This is a genomic window from Mycobacterium sp. 141, assembly GCF_000382405.1.
GTDB lineage: Bacteria > Actinomycetota > Actinomycetes > Mycobacteriales > Mycobacteriaceae > Mycobacterium.
This window is the reverse complement of the sequence record NZ_KB908261.1, coordinates 67,567-83,716: the sequence shown is the minus strand read 5'-3', so window position 1 is coordinate 83,716 and position 16,150 is coordinate 67,567. Positions and strand designations below refer to the sequence as shown.

At 64.7% G+C, this 16,150-nt stretch carries 15 protein-coding genes; 6 read left to right on the top strand and 9 right to left on the bottom strand.

Annotated features, from left to right (window positions below):
* The first annotated feature begins 82 nt into the window (after nucleotides 1-82).
* Both helR and H276_RS0112090 read left to right on the top strand, forming a co-directional pair.
* Nucleotides 83-2,308, top strand: a complete 2,226-nt coding sequence (gene helR / locus H276_RS0112095) for an RNA polymerase recycling motor ATPase HelR (protein ID WP_019971575.1) — start codon at nucleotides 83-85, stop codon at nucleotides 2,306-2,308.
* Between the two features lie 172 nt (nucleotides 2,309-2,480).
* The gene (locus H276_RS0112090; protein ID WP_026356899.1) at nucleotides 2,481-2,843 is read left to right on the top strand and encodes a PAS domain S-box protein; all 363 of its coding nucleotides are present in this window, start codon (nucleotides 2,481-2,483) and stop codon (nucleotides 2,841-2,843) included.
* Between the two features lie 4 nt (nucleotides 2,844-2,847).
* On the opposite strand, the gene H276_RS0112085 is transcribed toward H276_RS0112090, so the two are convergent.
* Nucleotides 2,848-3,504 carry a ScbR family autoregulator-binding transcription factor gene (locus tag H276_RS0112085; RefSeq protein ID WP_019971573.1) on the bottom strand — a complete coding sequence of 219 codons (657 nt, stop codon included), beginning with the start codon at nucleotides 3,502-3,504 and terminating at the stop codon, nucleotides 2,848-2,850.
* 11 nt (nucleotides 3,505-3,515) lie between these two features.
* On the bottom strand, nucleotides 3,516-4,226 hold the full coding sequence (locus H276_RS0112080; protein ID WP_019971572.1) for a TetR/AcrR family transcriptional regulator: 711 nt from the start codon (nucleotides 4,224-4,226) through the stop codon (nucleotides 3,516-3,518).
* 551 nt (nucleotides 4,227-4,777) lie between these two features.
* On the opposite strand from H276_RS0112080, the gene H276_RS0112075 reads away from it, so the two are divergent.
* Nucleotides 4,778-5,680 (top strand): FAD-binding protein, encoded by a 903-nt coding sequence (locus H276_RS0112075; protein ID WP_019971571.1) that lies wholly within the window; start codon nucleotides 4,778-4,780, stop codon nucleotides 5,678-5,680.
* Here H276_RS0112075 and H276_RS0112070 read toward each other — a convergent pair.
* From H276_RS0112070 to H276_RS0112060, 3 genes are all read right to left on the bottom strand, one after another.
* Nucleotides 5,630-7,429 carry a bifunctional diguanylate cyclase/phosphodiesterase gene (locus H276_RS0112070; RefSeq protein WP_051111430.1) on the bottom strand — a complete coding sequence of 600 codons (1,800 nt, stop codon included), beginning with the start codon at nucleotides 7,427-7,429 and terminating at the stop codon, nucleotides 5,630-5,632. The genes H276_RS0112075 and H276_RS0112070 overlap by 51 nt on opposite strands.
* 67 nt (nucleotides 7,430-7,496) lie before the next feature.
* Entirely contained in the window at nucleotides 7,497-9,650 is a 2,154-nt protein-coding gene (locus H276_RS0112065) for an Rv1355c family protein (protein ID WP_019971569.1), read from the bottom strand.
* Nucleotides 9,647-10,396 carry a hypothetical protein gene (locus H276_RS0112060; protein ID WP_026356898.1) on the bottom strand — a complete coding sequence of 250 codons (750 nt, stop codon included), beginning with the start codon at nucleotides 10,394-10,396 and terminating at the stop codon, nucleotides 9,647-9,649. Before H276_RS0112060 ends, H276_RS0112065 begins: the two co-directional genes overlap by 4 nt.
* A gap of 418 nt (nucleotides 10,397-10,814) precedes the next feature.
* On the opposite strand from H276_RS0112060, the gene purU reads away from it, so the two are divergent.
* The 3 genes from purU (at nucleotide 10,815) to fabG (ending at nucleotide 13,027) form a co-directional block, all read left to right on the top strand.
* Nucleotides 10,815-11,705 (top strand): formyltetrahydrofolate deformylase, encoded by an 891-nt coding sequence (gene purU, locus H276_RS0112055; RefSeq protein ID WP_036460958.1) that lies wholly within the window; start codon nucleotides 10,815-10,817, stop codon nucleotides 11,703-11,705.
* Between the two features lie 34 nt (nucleotides 11,706-11,739).
* Nucleotides 11,740-12,192, top strand: a complete 453-nt coding sequence (locus H276_RS0112050; RefSeq protein WP_019971566.1) for a MaoC family dehydratase — start codon at nucleotides 11,740-11,742, stop codon at nucleotides 12,190-12,192.
* A 94-nt stretch (nucleotides 12,193-12,286) separates the two neighbouring features.
* Nucleotides 12,287-13,027: a 3-oxoacyl-ACP reductase FabG gene (gene fabG, locus H276_RS0112045; RefSeq protein WP_026356896.1), complete on the top strand. Its 741-nt coding sequence runs from the start codon at nucleotides 12,287-12,289 to the stop codon at nucleotides 13,025-13,027.
* A gap of 10 nt (nucleotides 13,028-13,037) precedes the next feature.
* On the opposite strand, the gene H276_RS0112040 is transcribed toward fabG, so the two are convergent.
* From H276_RS0112040 to H276_RS22920, 4 genes are all read right to left on the bottom strand, one after another.
* Nucleotides 13,038-13,919 carry a universal stress protein gene (locus H276_RS0112040; RefSeq protein ID WP_019971564.1) on the bottom strand — a complete coding sequence of 294 codons (882 nt, stop codon included), beginning with the start codon at nucleotides 13,917-13,919 and terminating at the stop codon, nucleotides 13,038-13,040.
* A 212-nt stretch (nucleotides 13,920-14,131) separates the two neighbouring features.
* Entirely contained in the window at nucleotides 14,132-14,953 is an 822-nt protein-coding gene (locus tag H276_RS0112030) for a universal stress protein (RefSeq protein WP_019971562.1), read from the bottom strand.
* A gap of 86 nt (nucleotides 14,954-15,039) precedes the next feature.
* Nucleotides 15,040-15,669, bottom strand: coding sequence for a response regulator transcription factor (locus H276_RS0112025; RefSeq protein WP_019971561.1), 630 nt, complete (start codon nucleotides 15,667-15,669; stop codon nucleotides 15,040-15,042).
* Nucleotides 15,663-16,136, bottom strand: coding sequence for a universal stress protein (locus H276_RS22920; RefSeq protein WP_019971560.1), 474 nt, complete (start codon nucleotides 16,134-16,136; stop codon nucleotides 15,663-15,665). Before H276_RS22920 ends, H276_RS0112025 begins: the two co-directional genes overlap by 7 nt.
* Between the last annotated feature and the right edge of the window lie 14 nt (nucleotides 16,137-16,150).

The following is a 16,150-nucleotide window of genomic DNA, read 5'->3' as shown; positions in this document are numbered from 1 at the left end:
CGCAAATCACTGGCCTGAGCCGGAACTCGGCGAGCATCCGGTGCTGGTGCGTTGCGAGATGTGAGAGCGAAAAGCGAGAGGTATGTCAAAGTACGAAGACGAACTGCAGTCCGAGCGGGAATACATCGCCGGGCTGTATGCGCGCCTGGACAACGAGCGTGCCGAGGCCAACCGGCGTTACAAGGCGGCGTTGAGCAGCCCCATCGACCCCCAGAACGGCAGCACGCTCGTCGAACGCGACGCCGAAGTGCGCGCGATGGCCAAGGAGATGCAGCGCTTGGACGTTGCCGACTATGGTCTGTGCTTCGGTCGGCTCCAGACTCTGGACGACGAGCGTCTCTACATCGGGCGCCTTGGTCTGCTGGACAGCCAGAACGACTATGAACCGTTGCTGCTCGACTGGCGGGCTCCACTGGCGCGGGCGTTTTACGTCGCGACCGCGGCCAGTCCGGAGGGGATGCGGCGACGTCGGCAGTTCCACACTCGTGGACGCAAGGTGATCGACTTCACCGATGAGACCCTGGGCCGTCCGACCGGTGCCGAGCTCGGTGAGGAGCGCGACGGCCCGGGAGACGCGGCTCTGTTGGCGGCAGTCAACGCTCCGCGCGGTGAGGGGATGCGCGACATCGTCGCGACGATCCAAGCCGAGCAGGACGCGATCATCCGACTCGAACACCCCGGCGTCCTCGTGATCGAGGGCGGCCCGGGTACCGGGAAGACGGTGGTAGCCCTGCACCGGGTGGCCTATTTGCTCTACACACAGCGCAAGCAGATGGAACGGCACGGTGTGCTCGTGGTCGGCCCCAGTCCGGAATTCCTGAATCACATCGGGCGGGTGCTGCCTTCACTGGGGGAGTCCCAGGCGGTGTTCATGACCACCGGTGACTTCGTCCCCGGCCTCAGGGCGCGTGCCGAGGACAGCCCGGATGCCGCACGGTTGAAGGGCTCGTTGAAGATGCTCGACGTGCTCGCTGCAGCGGTGGCCGATCGCCAGGAGCTGCCGGAGGATCCGATACCCATCGAGCTTTCCGACGTCACCGCGCGGATCGACGCCGCGACGGCGGAGTGGGCCAGGGAGGAGGCACGCAAGACCGGTCTGCCGCACAACGAGGCCCGTGCCGAGTTCATCGACGTTGTCACCTACGTGCTCACCGAACGGGCTGTCGCTCGGATCGGGAAGGGCTGGCTGACCCGCGACGACAAGCACGCGTGGGCGCAGATGCGGGCCGACGTGGTCAACGAGCTCGAGGACCACGAGCAGTTCACCGCGGCACTGAATCGCCTCTGGCCGATTCTCACCCCGGAAGACGTTCTGGCGCAGCTGTATACCTCACGCGAGCGGCTGAGTGCGGTGGGAGCCGACGACGCCCTGTACCGGACCGATGGCGCCGCATGGACGGTGTCCGATGTGCCGTTGCTCGATGAATTGGTTGATCTGCTGGGCCGCGACAAGGCGGCCGACGAGGCCGCCGAGCGGCAGCGGAAGGAGGAGGCCGCCTACGCGGCCGGGGTGCTCGACCTCATGGTCGACCGCGAGGACCTCATGGACGACGAGGACCACCTGTTGGCCGCGGACCTGCTCGACGCCGAGCAATTGGCGGAGCGTTTCCAAGAGCAGGACAATCGTGAACTCGCCGAACGTGCTGCCGCGGAACGCGATTGGACCTACGGACATGTGGTCGTCGATGAGGCGCAGGAACTGTCCGAGATGGACTGGCGGGTGTTGATGCGCCGCTGCCCCCGGCGATCGTTCACGATCGTCGGTGATCTCGCCCAGCGCCGCTCGGCCGCGGGAGCGACATCGTGGGGATCGATGCTCGAACCGTATGTGCCAGCGGAGACGACGGGCACCAACCGGGCAGGTCGTTGGGTCTACCGGGCGCTGTCGGTGAATTACCGCACCCCGGCGGAGATCATGGAGGTCGCCGCCGCGTTGCTGGCCGAGTTCGCCCCGGGTGTCCAACCGCCGGAGTCGGTCCGGGCGTGCGGTGTGAAACCGTGGTCACGGCAGGTCGCTGATGATGAATTGGCGGCTGCCATTGAGGAATTCGTGCAAGACGAGGCTGGGTGCGAAGGCACAAGTGTGGTGATCGGACCACCGGGGGTGCCGGGCACGGTACCGCCGTCGGCAACCAAGGGACTGGAATTCGACGCGGTCCTCGTGGTGGAGCCGCAGCAGATCCTGGCGGACGGGCCGCGCGGCGCGGCCGAGCTCTATGTCGCACTCACCCGCGCCACGCAGCGTCTCGGTGTCCTGCACCGGGATCCTTTGCCGGCGGCGCTGGCAGGTCTGGCCGAGCACCGGTGACCGCGCCGCCGCCTTCCAGGGAGTAAACCTAGTCAGCTAACTGACGTGGCCTGGTCGGGGCGTCGAGGGGCCTCTGTGCCACAAGCCGCCACGTGCGCTGGTAACAGTCTGTTGTGTCGGCAATAATCGGGGGGTGGAGCGGCGGCGCAACGAGCAGGACACCCGATCTCCGATGACAACGTTGCAGCAAATGCCGGCGTTGGTCGTCTTGGAGCGGTTCCCTGTTCCGGTGCTCGCTATCGCGGAGGATGGCAGCATTCTCTTCGCGAACAGCGCATTCGCCGAAATGGTGGGCCGCAGCGCGGAATCGGTAAACGCCCTGAAGTTTGCCCAGATTTTTCATTCACTGCCCGATGACGAGTCAGCGGTGTCTGTCGTGCGGGCCAACGCCGATCTAATCGTAGACCTCGTGCACCAGGACGGTTCGCTCGTGCGGGCGCGAATGAGCAAGTCCGCATTGCTCCGTGGGGACGATCCGGTAGCGCTGGCGACGTTCCAAGATCTCACCGAACAGCTGTGGGTGGAGGAGCTGTAGGCCGCTATCTGCCTGCGTCCGGCGACCGGCGCAGTGACTCGCGTGCCAGAAACTCCCTGAAGTAGTCCCGCGACTCGTCGCTCACGATGGCGGGCAGCAGCAGCTCCCAGGTGTGCGCCACGCGTTGTCGCAGATCAGTGCCGGTTGCGGTGGCTTGGGAGAGCGCCTCTGCCCCCAGTAGCGAGCTCAGGATCACCTCGGCGGCGCTCTTGGGGTCGATACCGCCGCGGAGGTCGCCTTCCGAACCGGCCTGCCCGAGCTGCTGGGTGAGCTCTTCGAGCCAGCTCCCGTAGACCCGGCCGGGCGCCTCGTTGAGACCGCTGAAGGTGCGCATCAGTTGCATGCCGATCCAGGTGAGCTTGTCGGAGGCGGTGAAGTCGGTCACCATGAACAGCCCGTGGACCAGGTTCTCCAGCGCCGGCGACGATGATGCGGCGATGGTGCGGAACGTCGCCAGCATGCGCGCGCCGGCCTCCTCGATGATGGCTTCGGCGAGCATTTCCTTGGCGTCGAAGTGGTAGTAGAACGCTCCCTTGGTCAGCTCGGCGCGCTCGATGATCTCACCCAGTCCAGTCGCGGGATAGCCGATTTCGCTGAACAGGTCGACAGCGGCGTCGATGATCTTGCGGCGGGTGAGTTCTGAGCGGGCCTGGCGTGCCATGTCGTACTCCGTCAGGCCGACCCGGCGGCTGGACCCGCATCGAGTTCAGCCTCGGCGGGCTTGATGGGAAGGGCCTTCTTGAGCGCCACGATGGTGCGGCGCCTGATGAACTGGTCCAGATACCCGAGCCGATCCGGGTTCGTGAGGCCGGGCAGCACCAATTTCCACGCCTGCTCGAGATCGGTGAGAAACCGTTGCGGGTCGTCCAGATCACTGGTCTGGCGGATGCCGAGCTGCATCGAGACCAACAGTGTCGCAGCGACGTGCGGATCGGTGCCGTCGGCGAAATCGCCTTCCTCGATACCGCGGCGGATGATCTTGGCGTATCCGGCGATCCAGGGCTCCAGCACTTGCGGTCCGAGCCTGTCGGTCCGGCCGACCGATTCCAGCAGGTTCCCGGCCGCGCGCGCCATTGGCTCGCCGATGTCGTCGACGGTCACCTGGTAGGAGATGTCGACCAGTGTCTCCACCGCGGACAGGTTGCGGGCCAGCACCTCACCGACCTGTTCGCGGGCCAGTTGGGCGCGGTGTTCGACGATCGAGGATGCCAGCGCGTACTTGGACCGGAAATGGAAGTAAAGCGCTCCCTTGGTGACTGCGGCATCGGCGAGGATGTCGTCGAGGCTCACCGCACTGTATGGCTTGTGCGCGAATTGCCGTGCCGCCGCCTGCAGGATCTGAAGTCGGGTGACGTCGGCCCGTCGGTCGAGCTGCTCAGTCACCAGGACACCTCAAGATCTTCACAGCTGTGTGGTCGGTGGGACATCGGGCGATGCCCGGCGTGTGCATGGGGATTGTTTCATCCGCTGTCTCCGCCCACGGACACTTCGGTGGTCGAGGTGGGATGTCCACCTGCGGATTGGAATACCTAAAGTCATCGCCACGGGTGCATATCATTCTAAAGGTATGTATGGTGCTTAGCGTGATAACTCTTGGTTCGCAGTCGGCGGACCATGCAACCGGTGCGTCTGTCATCACCGTGGACAAGTGCTCCGACCGGATAGCGACGTCGCCGGCAGTTGCCGCGAGTTATCGTAGAAGCGTTGCCATGGCTCGTTCTGGCTACCCCCCTCAAATCCCGGTGCGGGCTGTGGCAACTTCTCCTTCCGGTCGTGTGCGGGGCGCGACCGAAGCTTGTTCGCTGCGGCGACAATATGGTGAATTAGCAGAAGAATCCCTGTTCGGTGTTGGTGATAGCGCACCGGACAGTGCGGATGCAGCAGGGTTGACGGGCCCCGTGCCGTCGGCCCCACCAACGTTGAGGTAGCCATAGATGATGTGGGACGACGAATTTGATGTCGTTTGCTGTGGTTCCGGGTTCGGTGCTTTGGCATGCGCTGTCGCGGCGGCTGACGCCGGATTGGACGTGCTCATCGTGCAGCCCGGCACCGAGTATCGGCATGGTGGTGAAGATTCCGTCGGTCCGCTGTTGGCTCCCGGCATAGAGGATCCGGAGACGCGGGAGTACTTCGACGCACTGTCGGCTGACCTGGGTTCGTCCGGACCAGCTGATGCCCAACTGACGGTTCGATCCGCTGCCGATCTGGTACCGGCGAAGCCCGGGGGTCTGGTCGAGCCGTTCTACGGCGCTCGCCTGCGTGACTGGGCTCTGGACTGTCTGCACTCGCCCTACGGTGTGCTCTACACCCGGCTGACCGGCAGGCAGACCACGGCGATGAAGACTCGTTCTGGTGAGGAAATCGAGGTCAAGGTCGTCGGCTCGCTGACACCGGACAGCGCCGGTGTCGCGGCAGCGCTCAGCGATTGGTTGACCGCCGAGACCCGAAACCGTGAGATCCCGATCTACGAGAGCAGCGCGCTTGAGCGCATCGTGTTCGAGGAGGGCGAGATCGTCGGTGTGGTGATCGGCACCCCGGAGGGTCGACAAGCTATCCGGGCCAGGCACGGTGTGGCGGTTGGCACGCTCAGCCAGCCGGAAGCCCCGACGGGCGGCGCATCCCCGGTCGACGAGCCTGGTTTGCGGCTCCAGGTGTCGCTGGTCGGGCACAGCGCCAGCCGGTTCGCTCGGGTCGAGTTGTTCGCCGCCGACGTCGCTGCGGATTCGAGTTTATCGGCGTACTGCAGATCCCCCCGGGTGCACGATGGGCTCCGCGATGCGGGCCGCTCACATGTGCGGCACTGGCGGAAAACGCACCGAAACCCGCCCCTTGGCTAGCAGCCGCTGCATTTCACCACCTGATATCGGTCTGGACAGCAAGAACCCCTGCGCGCGATAACAGCCGTGCCGAAGCAGTGTGAGCGCGGCGGTCTCCGTCTCCACGCCCTCGGCGACAAGTTGCAGACCGAAGGCGCCGGCAAGTGCGATCACAGCCCGAACGATCGCCAGATCACCCGGGTTCGAGCCGAGTTCGGCGACAAAACTCCTGTCGATCTTGAGCGTGTCGACCGGTAGCGATTTCAAGAGAGACAGCGCACTGTAGCCCGTGCCGAAATCGTCGATCGCCACGTGGACGCCCGCGTTCTTGAGGCCGAACAGGGTGCGGCGAGTGGTCTCGATGTCCTGAACCACCACGCTTTCGGTGATTTCCAGACAGACCGATCCGCGAGGCAGCCCGAATTCGGCCATGATGCTGGCCACCGAGTCGACGAAGCCTTCGGTTACCAACTGCACGGGGGAGACGTTGATCCGTAACAGGATGCGCCGGCCGAGCCCGTTCGCGCGCCACCGGGCAAACTCGGCGCAGGCGTTGCGCAGCACCCATCGCCCTAATTCGCCTGCGAGGTTGATCGATTCGGCGACGCCGATGAATGAATCCGGCGCGAGCAGGCCGCGCGTCGGGTGTTGCCACCGAACCAACGCCTCGGCTGCGAGCACCTCACCGGTACGCATGTCGATTTCGGGCAGGTAGTGCAGCACCAGCGATCCGTCCTCGATCACGTTCTGCAGGTGCAGTTCGATGTCGTTGCGGAAATCGATCTCCAGCGCCATCGCGTCGGAGAACACCGCCACCTGGTTGCCGCTGGCGTTCTTGGCGGTCAGCACAGCCTGGTCAGCGCGGCTGAGCAGGTCCGAGGTGGAGTCCCGACCCGGTATCCCCTCCGCCACGCCGATGCTCACGGTCCGGGTGAGCATCTCACCGTCGACGGTCACCCGCTCGCGCAACATCGATTGCAGCCGGTAGGCCGATGCCTCAGCGGCTTTGGCCGACATCGGGGTCGCCGGGACTACGACGAACTCGTCACCGCCGAGGCGTGCGATGAGTCTCGGCTCGTCGTCGCCCTCCTGCAGGCGCCGCGCAAGAATTCTGATGAACGCATCCCCGGCGGTGTGGCCCAGATAGTCGTTGATCGCTTTGAGCCGGTCCAGATCCAGGAACATCACCGAAACCGGGCCCGGTTGGCCGGGCGCAAGCCGGTCATCGAGGTGAGCCAACAGCGCTCTGCGGTTGTACAACCCCGTGAGATCGTCGTGGTCGGCCAGGTAGCGCAGTCGTTCCTCGGCGGCGATGCGGGCCTGCACCTGGGCGAACAACGAGGCGATCGCCTTGAGCGCATTGAGTTCGGCGGTACTCCACTCGCGATCACCGAACTTCACGAAGCCGAGGACCCCGGTGGTGACCTCTCCGGACAGCAGCGGGACGGCGGCCATCGAGGTACTCGGGACGTGCCTGCCGGCCTCGATAGTGCGTTGATAGTCGTCGGTCGCGGGCTCCGGCCGGAATACGGCGGGTTCCTTGTAGTTCTCGGACATCGCGAAAACCGGGTCGGCATCGGCGAAATGGATCACCGCGAGTGGATCGGTGTTGATGTCCACCGGGCGCGGGGGCCACTCCGCCACGAGCCTGGTCACGCGGGCGCAGTGGTCGTTGTGCCGCAGGAAACTCACGTCGACGTCGAAATAAGACACCAGATCGGCCAGTACCTGCTGGCTGACTGCCGCAGCGGTAGCGGCATTGACCGCCATCAGATGGGTGGCGACATTGGTCACCACCGTTTCCAGGCTGCGCACAGGCCGTCCGTTCGTCACGGTCTCAGCCGACCGCGTGCGTAGTCAACGGCCGTCGCCGGCTCCGTACCGCCGGGCGCGCGGCGTACGACAAGCGAAGGACCAACGCCTGTGACTCGTCGTACTCGGTTGCCGTCAACTCCCGGAACGCGTGCTGCAGACCACGCAACGCGGTGACGTGCGCCGGTGACAGTTCGGCGAGATCGTCGTCGTTGTGCGCGTAGAGGAAGACGGGCGAAACCGGCTGCACGGCCAGCCCGTGCTGCTGGGCATGCACCCACACCGACTCGACCGCTGAGCCGCCCAGGGCATAGTCGGTCAAGCGGCGCCCCGGCACCGAGATGACCGCCACTGCGGCGCTGCCTGCCACGCGCTTGTGGGTTTCGTCGCCGAGTGCTGACCCAGCGTCCCATGCCGCCAACCTCGCCATCACCTCAGGCCTGCGCAGGATCTCCAGCACCATGAGATCGCCCGGCGCCAGACCGAGCGTCGTCACATCCAGACCGGTGTCCTGGTCGGGGTCGTCGGGCCAGCGCAGTTCGGAGATCATCTCGCGGTGCAGCTTTGGCGTGAGATACCGGATGCGGTCGGTCTGGGCCAGGATGCCCGCGGCCGCTTCGATATCGTCCGTGCTGTCCAGGATCTGTAGTCGAGCCCCTTCGTTGCGCGCGGCCGCCTTGAGCGCTGTGACCACCTGGGGCGACAACGCCGCGACCGATCCGTAGGCGCGGTTGGTCTCACGTTGCAGCATGGGCTCATACAGCGCTGCGAGGTGCGGGTCGGAACCTGGGGACATCGCCACGGTCCCATACAGCGGCGTGCCCTCATCGCCCCGATACCACTGCAGGTCTGTGGCCCTGCCATGGGCCGCGGCGGCGACCCTGGCGTTGAATGCCGCCGCGCCCAGTGCCACGGCGCTCCCCCGGTAGCCCACGTCCATCGTGGTGGTGTACTCGGTCGCCAGCCGCAGGGTCAGCCCGTCGGTGTTCGATTCGATATGCCACGGCTGGACGTTGCCGCCGGACGGAGCACGGTTGGCCGCCGTCGCGATGAGCCCGAGTACATCTGTCGGTTCGGGCGCCGCGCTGGGCGCCGGGTGTGACGGAGCGGGCGCGGGCGGATCGGACAGCGGATCGACCAGCGCGTCGAGTGCCGCGTCGACGTCGACGCGGACCCGTCCCGACGGCAATGGTTCATCCAGACCGATGCGCCGGACCGCGTCGGCGATGACGGTCGCGCCGAGCGCGACCTCACCGGCGCGTTGCGGCCAGGTGGACACGGTCTTGCCGACCTCGATCAACGACGCCGACATCCGCGGTGACAACTGGCCGGCGTCGAGGATTCCCAGCACGTGCGGCACCTTATCCTTGCTCGACAACCCGGCCAACGCAGCGGCGTCGACATCGATGAGCAGGCCGTGCAGCAAGGGACGGCCGGGATCGAGGTCGAAGCGTTCGACATCGAGCAGGCCACGGTCGCTCGTGGTCATCAGCACCGGCAGTTTTCGAGCCTTGGCCGCGTGGCGGACAAGGACTTTCGCGTCAAGCGAATCGCACTCCTCGACGACGACATCGAGCCCGTCGAGGAATTCGTCGATGGTGTCCTCGTTCACCCCGCCGAGCTCGACCTCGACAGGGAGGTACGGGTCGAGTTCGGCGATCCGGCGGGCCGCGACCACGGCCTTGTTGAGCCCCAGATCGAACACTGTCGCAGGTACCCGATTGAGGTTGGGCAGCTCGAGTTCGTCGAAATCAGTCAACCGCAAAAGACCGCACACCCCCTCGATCGCGAGGTTGTACGCGACGGCGTGGCCGACGCTGAGCCCCACGACCCCGATCCGCTGACGTGAGAGCCGTTGCTGCTCATCGGCGCTGATGAGGTTGCGGTTGCGATCGAACCTGAGCCGCCGGAAGCCAAGCGGGCCCAGGACAGCGACCACGGTCCGGCGCCACGGGTAGTACGCCCACCGCGTCGGTTCATCGAGGAACTCGGGCTCCGGCCGCGGTGTGAGCTCGCCAAGCGCACGACGTTGTTGCTCGCAGGTGTCGATCGTGGTGATGCGCGGATCGCCACGTAGCGCCGCGAGCATTGTGGCTCCCGACGGGTCGTCACCGTCGATGATGACCGCGTTATAGGCCGACTCGTCGTTATAGGTCGACTCGTCGATACTGTCGATCATCGGCCTACCGCGGAAGTGAGGTCAACACTGCCTGCGGCGGAAATCCGCGGGGCGGCCAGTTTCAACTCGCGGTAGAACGCCGAAACCTGCTTGGGATCAGCATGGCTGGCTACGGTCGACCGGTCCCACCACATCATCTTGGTCTGATAACGCTCGTCCGGGTACGGGGTTGCCGGGATCTTGGCCAGCACACCGCCCGACGACAGCCAACGTTTGAGCACGTAGGCCGCCGCGGTCGCCACGATGAACTGGATATCGAGCAGTGCCAGCGTGTGGAACGACATCCGGGCCAACGTGCCCGTGAGTGCACGGCTCTGCTGAGGGTCCTCGCCGACCCAAGCGGACTTCATCTCGACCACGCCGAAGGGTAACCGGTCGGCGACCATTTTGCGTACTGCACTAAATCCCGGCTGCCCGTTCCACTCCACCACCGCGTGGCATTCGTCGACCTCGCGGTACGGACCTTTGGCTCGTAGGCCGCCGACCACATCGCCTGCGTCGTTGAGTCCTACGCAGAACAGCGCCGTGTCGTGCCCGGCGCGCAGGGCCTCCATGTCGAGTGCGTGCTCGACGCCATACTTGCGATAGTTGCGGCTTGCCCCGTTGACATACTCGCGCCACAATTCGCGTTCCGAACCAGGGGTTGCGATGACGATCGTGCAGTCACTGTCCGGATCCAACCAACTGTAAGCTTTCTCCACTGACGGGGTTGAACGAGCAGCGACATCGCGCTGGGGAGCGGTCATTGGCAATCCATTTCCTCTGGCAGCCTCACCCCCGACCGGGTTGGCTGATTTGTCATGCGTACCGCGGTTGTGCGCGATTACGCGAGATGAGTATCACGCGGCAGGGACGGGTAATTCCAGCTAGCTGACAAGACTTGTCCAGCGGCGAGTCCAATTCTTCACTCCCCAACTCCATGTATTTACAGGGATGTGCAAATTTGGCAAATCGGATGATTGATGACGGTACTGAATATTCCGATTGAATGTCTGCCGAGCAAAGTTAGCCCGTCGCTGGATTTGGGGCGGCCATTCTCGCTGCCGGTTTCGGTCAGTTTGTTGCCTGGCCGCGCGCCAGTCATCCTGACGACGTTTCGGCGCCATGCCTATGGGTACCCGGTTGGCGCACGGCGGAACCACTCGGGTGAGAATCTGACGGGTGATGGCTGAGGAGTACCCGAGAGCGAAAACCCTGCCGGTCCGCGATATGGGCCGCCTCTTGCTGCGTTGCGCGGACCGACCCGGCCTGGTCGCGGCGATCAGTAGCTTTCTGACAGGTGCGGGCGCCAACATCGTGTCGCTGGATCAGCATTCGACCGAGCAGACCGGCGGCACCTTCATGCAGCGCACCATCTTCCACCTGCCGGGTTTGACCGCTGCTCGGGACGAGTTGGAGTGCGAGTTCCGCACTCGGGTGGCGGAACCGTTCGCGATGGACTTCCGGCTCACCGAAGCGGCCAAACCGAAGCGGGTGGCGTTGATGGCCTCCCGCGAGGACCACTGCCTGCTCGACCTGTTGTGGCGCAACCGCCGCGGCGAGCTGGACATGTCCGTGGTGATGGTGATTTCGAACCATCCGGATCTCGCCGAGCAGGTGCGCGCTTTCGGTGTTCCGTATCTGTACGTTCCCGCGACCCGAGACAATCGCGCCGAAGCCGAGCAGCGGCTGCTCGATCTGCTGCGCGGCAATGTCGACCTGATAGTGCTCGCGCGGTACATGCAGATTCTCACCCCAGAGTTCCTCGATGCCGTCGGATGCCCGTTGATCAACATCCACCACTCGTTTCTGCCGGCGTTCATCGGAGCGGCGCCGTATCGGAGGGCCAAGGAGCGCGGTGTGAAACTGGTGGGAGCGACAGCGCATTACGTCACGGGCGACCTCGACGAAGGTCCGATCATCGAACAGGACGTGGTTCGAGTCGACCACCGGCACGCCGTCGAGGATCTGGTGCGCTTGGGATCCGATGTCGAGCGGGTGGTGTTGTCGCGTGCGGTGCTGTGGCACTGTGAGGATCGCGTGATTCGGTTCGGCAACCAGACCGTGGTGTTCTGAACGGTGCTGGAGTGCACTCCGAGAGGAGTGGGGGATGAAGGTCTTCAATGGGCTTGACGAGTTCGTGGCGGCGACGGGCAGCGAGCTGGGGCCGACCGCGTGGATGGAGATCACCCAGGATCGGGTGAATCTGTTCGCCGATGCCACTGACGATCACCAGTGGATCCATGTCGACCCGGAGAAGGCCGCCGGTGGGCCGTTCGGCGGGACCATCGCGCACGGCCTGCTCACGCTCTCGCTGCTGCCGCATTTCACTCACCAGCTGTACCGTGTCGACAACATCGCGTTGGCGATCAACTACGGCTACAACAAGGTTCGTTTCATCACGCCGGTGAAGGTCGGTGCCAGTGTGCGCGCCCGCGCGCATATCGACGAGGTCGTCGAGCTCGACGGTGCCGTGCAGGTGAAGATGACGGTGACCGTGGAGATCGACGGCTCGGCCAAACCAGCTGCGGTGGCGGAGTCCATCGTCCGATTCATCGGCTGAGGTTTCTCCGCATCCGCAGAAGCTCAAATGGCCATTGTCGTAGATGAAATATGCTCGGGGCGGCCCCTTCAGAATCGGAAGTTAGGTGACCCAGGTGTCATTGCTTACCGGCCGAACTGCGGTGGTGACCGGCGGAGCTCAGGGTCTGGGTTTGGCGATCGCGCAACGGTTCATCCAGGAGGGCGCCCGCGTGGTGCTCGGCGATCTCAACCTGGAAGCCACCGTGGCGGCGGCTGCTCAGCTCGGCGGTCCCGATGTCGCGGCGGCAGTGCGCTGTGACGTGACCTCTCCTGCCGATGTTGAGGCACTCGTCGCTGCCGCCGTGGAACAGTTCGGTGGTTTGGACATCATGGTCAACAACGCCGGTATCACACGCGACGCGACCCTGCGCAAGATGACCGAGGAACAGTTCGATCAGGTCATCGCCGTGCATCTGAAAGGCACCTGGAACGGCATCAAGTCGTCCGCGGCGATCATGCGGGAGAACAAGCGCGGGGTGATCGTGAACATGTCGTCGATCTCCGGCAAGGTCGGCCTCGTCGGGCAGACCAACTACTCGGCGGCCAAGGCAGGCATCGTCGGCATGACCAAGGCCGCCGCCAAGGAACTGGCGCACCTCGGGGTGCGTGTCAACGCGATCCAGCCTGGCTTGATCCGATCAGCCATGACCGAGGCCATGCCGCAACGCATCTGGGACCAGAAGCTGGCCGAGGTGCCGATGGGACGGGCTGGTGAGCCCGACGAGGTGGCCAAGGTCGCGCTGTTCTTGGCCAGCGATCTGTCGTCGTACATGACCGGCACGGTGCTCGAGGTGACCGGTGGTCGGTATGTATGACGTCGTGGCTTCAGCCGCGAACCACGATCACCGGAACCCGCGCAGCTTGCGCCACGGCGGAGCTGACAGAGCCGAGGAGCATGCCGGTGAAGCCGCCGCGGCCGTGACTGCCCACGATGACGAGCTGCGCCTGCCGGGATTCCTCGACGAGCCACCGTGCCGGTTCGTCGCAGACGATTCGTCGATGTACGTGGACGTCTGGGTATTTCTCGTTCCAGCCCGCCAGTCGTTCACCGAGCACCTCGTGTCCCTCGTCTTCGTAACGACGCCAATCCATCCCGAAGATCGGGAAGACGGGGACGTCACTCCACGCGTGCAACGCCACAAGGTCTACGCCGCGCCGCGACGCTTCATCGAACGCCAACGCGGTCGCGCCCTCAGAAGCGGGTGACCCGTCGATGCCCAGCAGGACCGAGGATGTGGTGGCCACCGCCCGGCTTTCGTCAGCGTGGACCACGGCAACGGGGCAATGTGCGTGATGGAGCAGACCCCTGCTGACTGATCCGAGAATGGCTCGCTCGAAGGCCCCCATGCCTTGACTGCCGACGACGACCATCTGTGCGTCGGTGGATGCTTTGGTCAGCTCGGACACGGCGATGCCAGCCTTCACGTCAATGTGCACGGTGCGGCGTTGCGCTTCGTCGATATTCGTGACGAAGATTTCTTGAGCTTGCGCAATGACTTGATCGGCGTTCTCCTGTTGCCACTCGGTGATGGATCCTTGCATGGGCGCAATCGGCCAGCTCACAACCACCGGTTCGATGACATGGGTCAGGGTCACTGACGCCGCCCGCATGACGGCTTCGCGGGCGGCCCACTCGACGGCTGCGTTCGACGCAGCCGATCCGTCCACCGCGACGATAATTCTGTATTCGGCTGGGGTCAGGCTCATTTCGAATCCTCCTGTCCGGTACGGCGACGCATTACGCGGTGCCGATAGCAGTCGACGCTAGGCCGGACCCACGGCAGCAAAGCAGAGCCGTAGGTCGGTCGGTGCGGCGCCGACGGTCATCGGAATTCGGGACCAACGCCGGGTCGTTCGACCCTGGCGGCCACACCGCAACACTCTTCGATACCGGTATCAAGGCTCCGGCAGACGAACCGCTACTGATGCACCACGAGGACTGAGCAGTCGGGATGGCTGGCCAGCGGGTTTGTGTGCGGTCCAATAATTTTGGTCACATCAGCCGCGTCGTCCGGGCCGAGAACGACCATGTCGACCGGCTCGGTGTGTGCGGCCAGAAACTGGCCGATCCCGGCCGCGCCGGCGGTGACGTGGATGCGTACACGAGGATGACTCTGCTGCCATCTCGTCATGCGGCGATCCAGCTCGTCATAGGAGATGTCGCCGAAATCCCGCCGCCAGACCCCGACGGCCAGGACAGGTCGCCCGCGCAGGTCAGCTTCGGTGACGGCAGCGTCGATGACATGGTCATCATCACCGGAGGCACCGACCGGCACGGCGATCATCCCCATGTGATGGGACTGTCGCGTTGGGAGACTTCTGATTACCGCGACAGGGCAACACGCATCTTCAGCAACCTTGGCGGCTGTCGACCCGAAAAGTAGCTTGGCCAGACGCCCTATGCCGACCGATCCCACACAGATCATGGCGGCGCGGCGTGACTCGTCGAGCAGATTGGCATCCGGTCGGCCGTAGAGGACTGCGGTTTCGACTTTCACCGGTTTTCCGGTGGCGCCGATGACCGAGCGGGCTGCCCGTAAGCATGTCTGGGCGTATTCGAGGTCCATGCGGCACTCGCTGTCGGTGAGTGTCGTGCCGTCCCCCCGATCGATGTAAGACACCAGTCGCAAGGCCACATCGCGAGCCACTGCTTCGTCGATCGCCCATTGCGCGGCATGCAACGCAGCGGTGGACCCGTCGATCCCTACCACGACGGGTTTGTCGCTGTGCGAGGCGATCATCGGTGTTCCTTCGCTGTCGTGACCGCGGCGGCTTGGGCCGCTGTCGGGCGGTCCTGGCGATGCAGTGGTCACTGATCACGTTGCTGTCAGTGATCCAGCCGTGACGCGAACACCGCAGCCTGGGTACGCCGCTGCAACCCGAGCTTCGCCAGCAACCGGGATACGTAATTCTTCACCGTCTTCTCTGCCAGGAACATCCGATCGGCGATCTGCTTGTTGGTCAGGCCTTCGCCGAGCAGATTCAAGAGTTCCCGTTCCTGGTTGGTGAGCGTCGAGAGCGGGTCGCTGTGATGTTGGGTTTCACGGAGCTTGGTCATCAGCGCAGCGGCCGCCCGGTTGTCGAGCAGAGATCGTCCGGCTCCCACAGTCTTGACCGCTTCGGCGAGCGCCAACCCTTTGATGTCCTTGATCACGTAGCCGCTGGCCCCGGCCAGAATGGAATCGAGCATCGCCTCGTCGGAGGTGAACGAGGTGAGCATGAGGCACTTCAAGTTCGGCAGCCGCGACAACAGGTCGCGGCACAGCTCGACGCCGTTGCCGTCGGGCAGGCTCACGTCCAGGACCGCGACATCGGGCTGCAGGGCCGGGATTTGGAGCATTGCCTCGGCGACCGTGCCGGCTTCACCGACGATGTCGAGCTCGGGATCAGTGCCGAGCAGCCCGACCAACCCGCGGCGAACGATCTCGTGATCGTCGACGAGGAAGACTTTCAGCATCGCGGTGGCTGCTGCGGTATTCCGGCGGCATCGGCGACGCCGGGTCCAGCCGTGGTGTGCGGTCGGAGATCGGTGTCGACGACGGTGACCGGGCAGCCGGCCTTCGCTGAAAGCGTTGCGGCAGTTGGTCCGAGTCGTTTGTCATCGATCCCGTGCGCGAGCCCGAGCCATCCGACACACACCATGTCGGCCGATCGCGAGGCATGCAACAACACCGCGGCCGGGTCGCCGTGTACGACTTCCCATTCGATCTTGATGGGTTTCTGTGTTGACTCCACCGCCACCACCGTCTGACGGATCGCGATATCGGCACGTGCCAGATCACGTGCGGCTTGCTGGGCATCGAACTGGCCGTATGTGCGGGGCTCGACGACGTAGATCAGCCGTAGAGGTACGTCGCGCCTGAGTGCTTCATCGGTGGCCCACAGTGCAGCGTTCAGCGCCCACCTCGAGCCATCGATGCCCACGACGACTCCTGGAG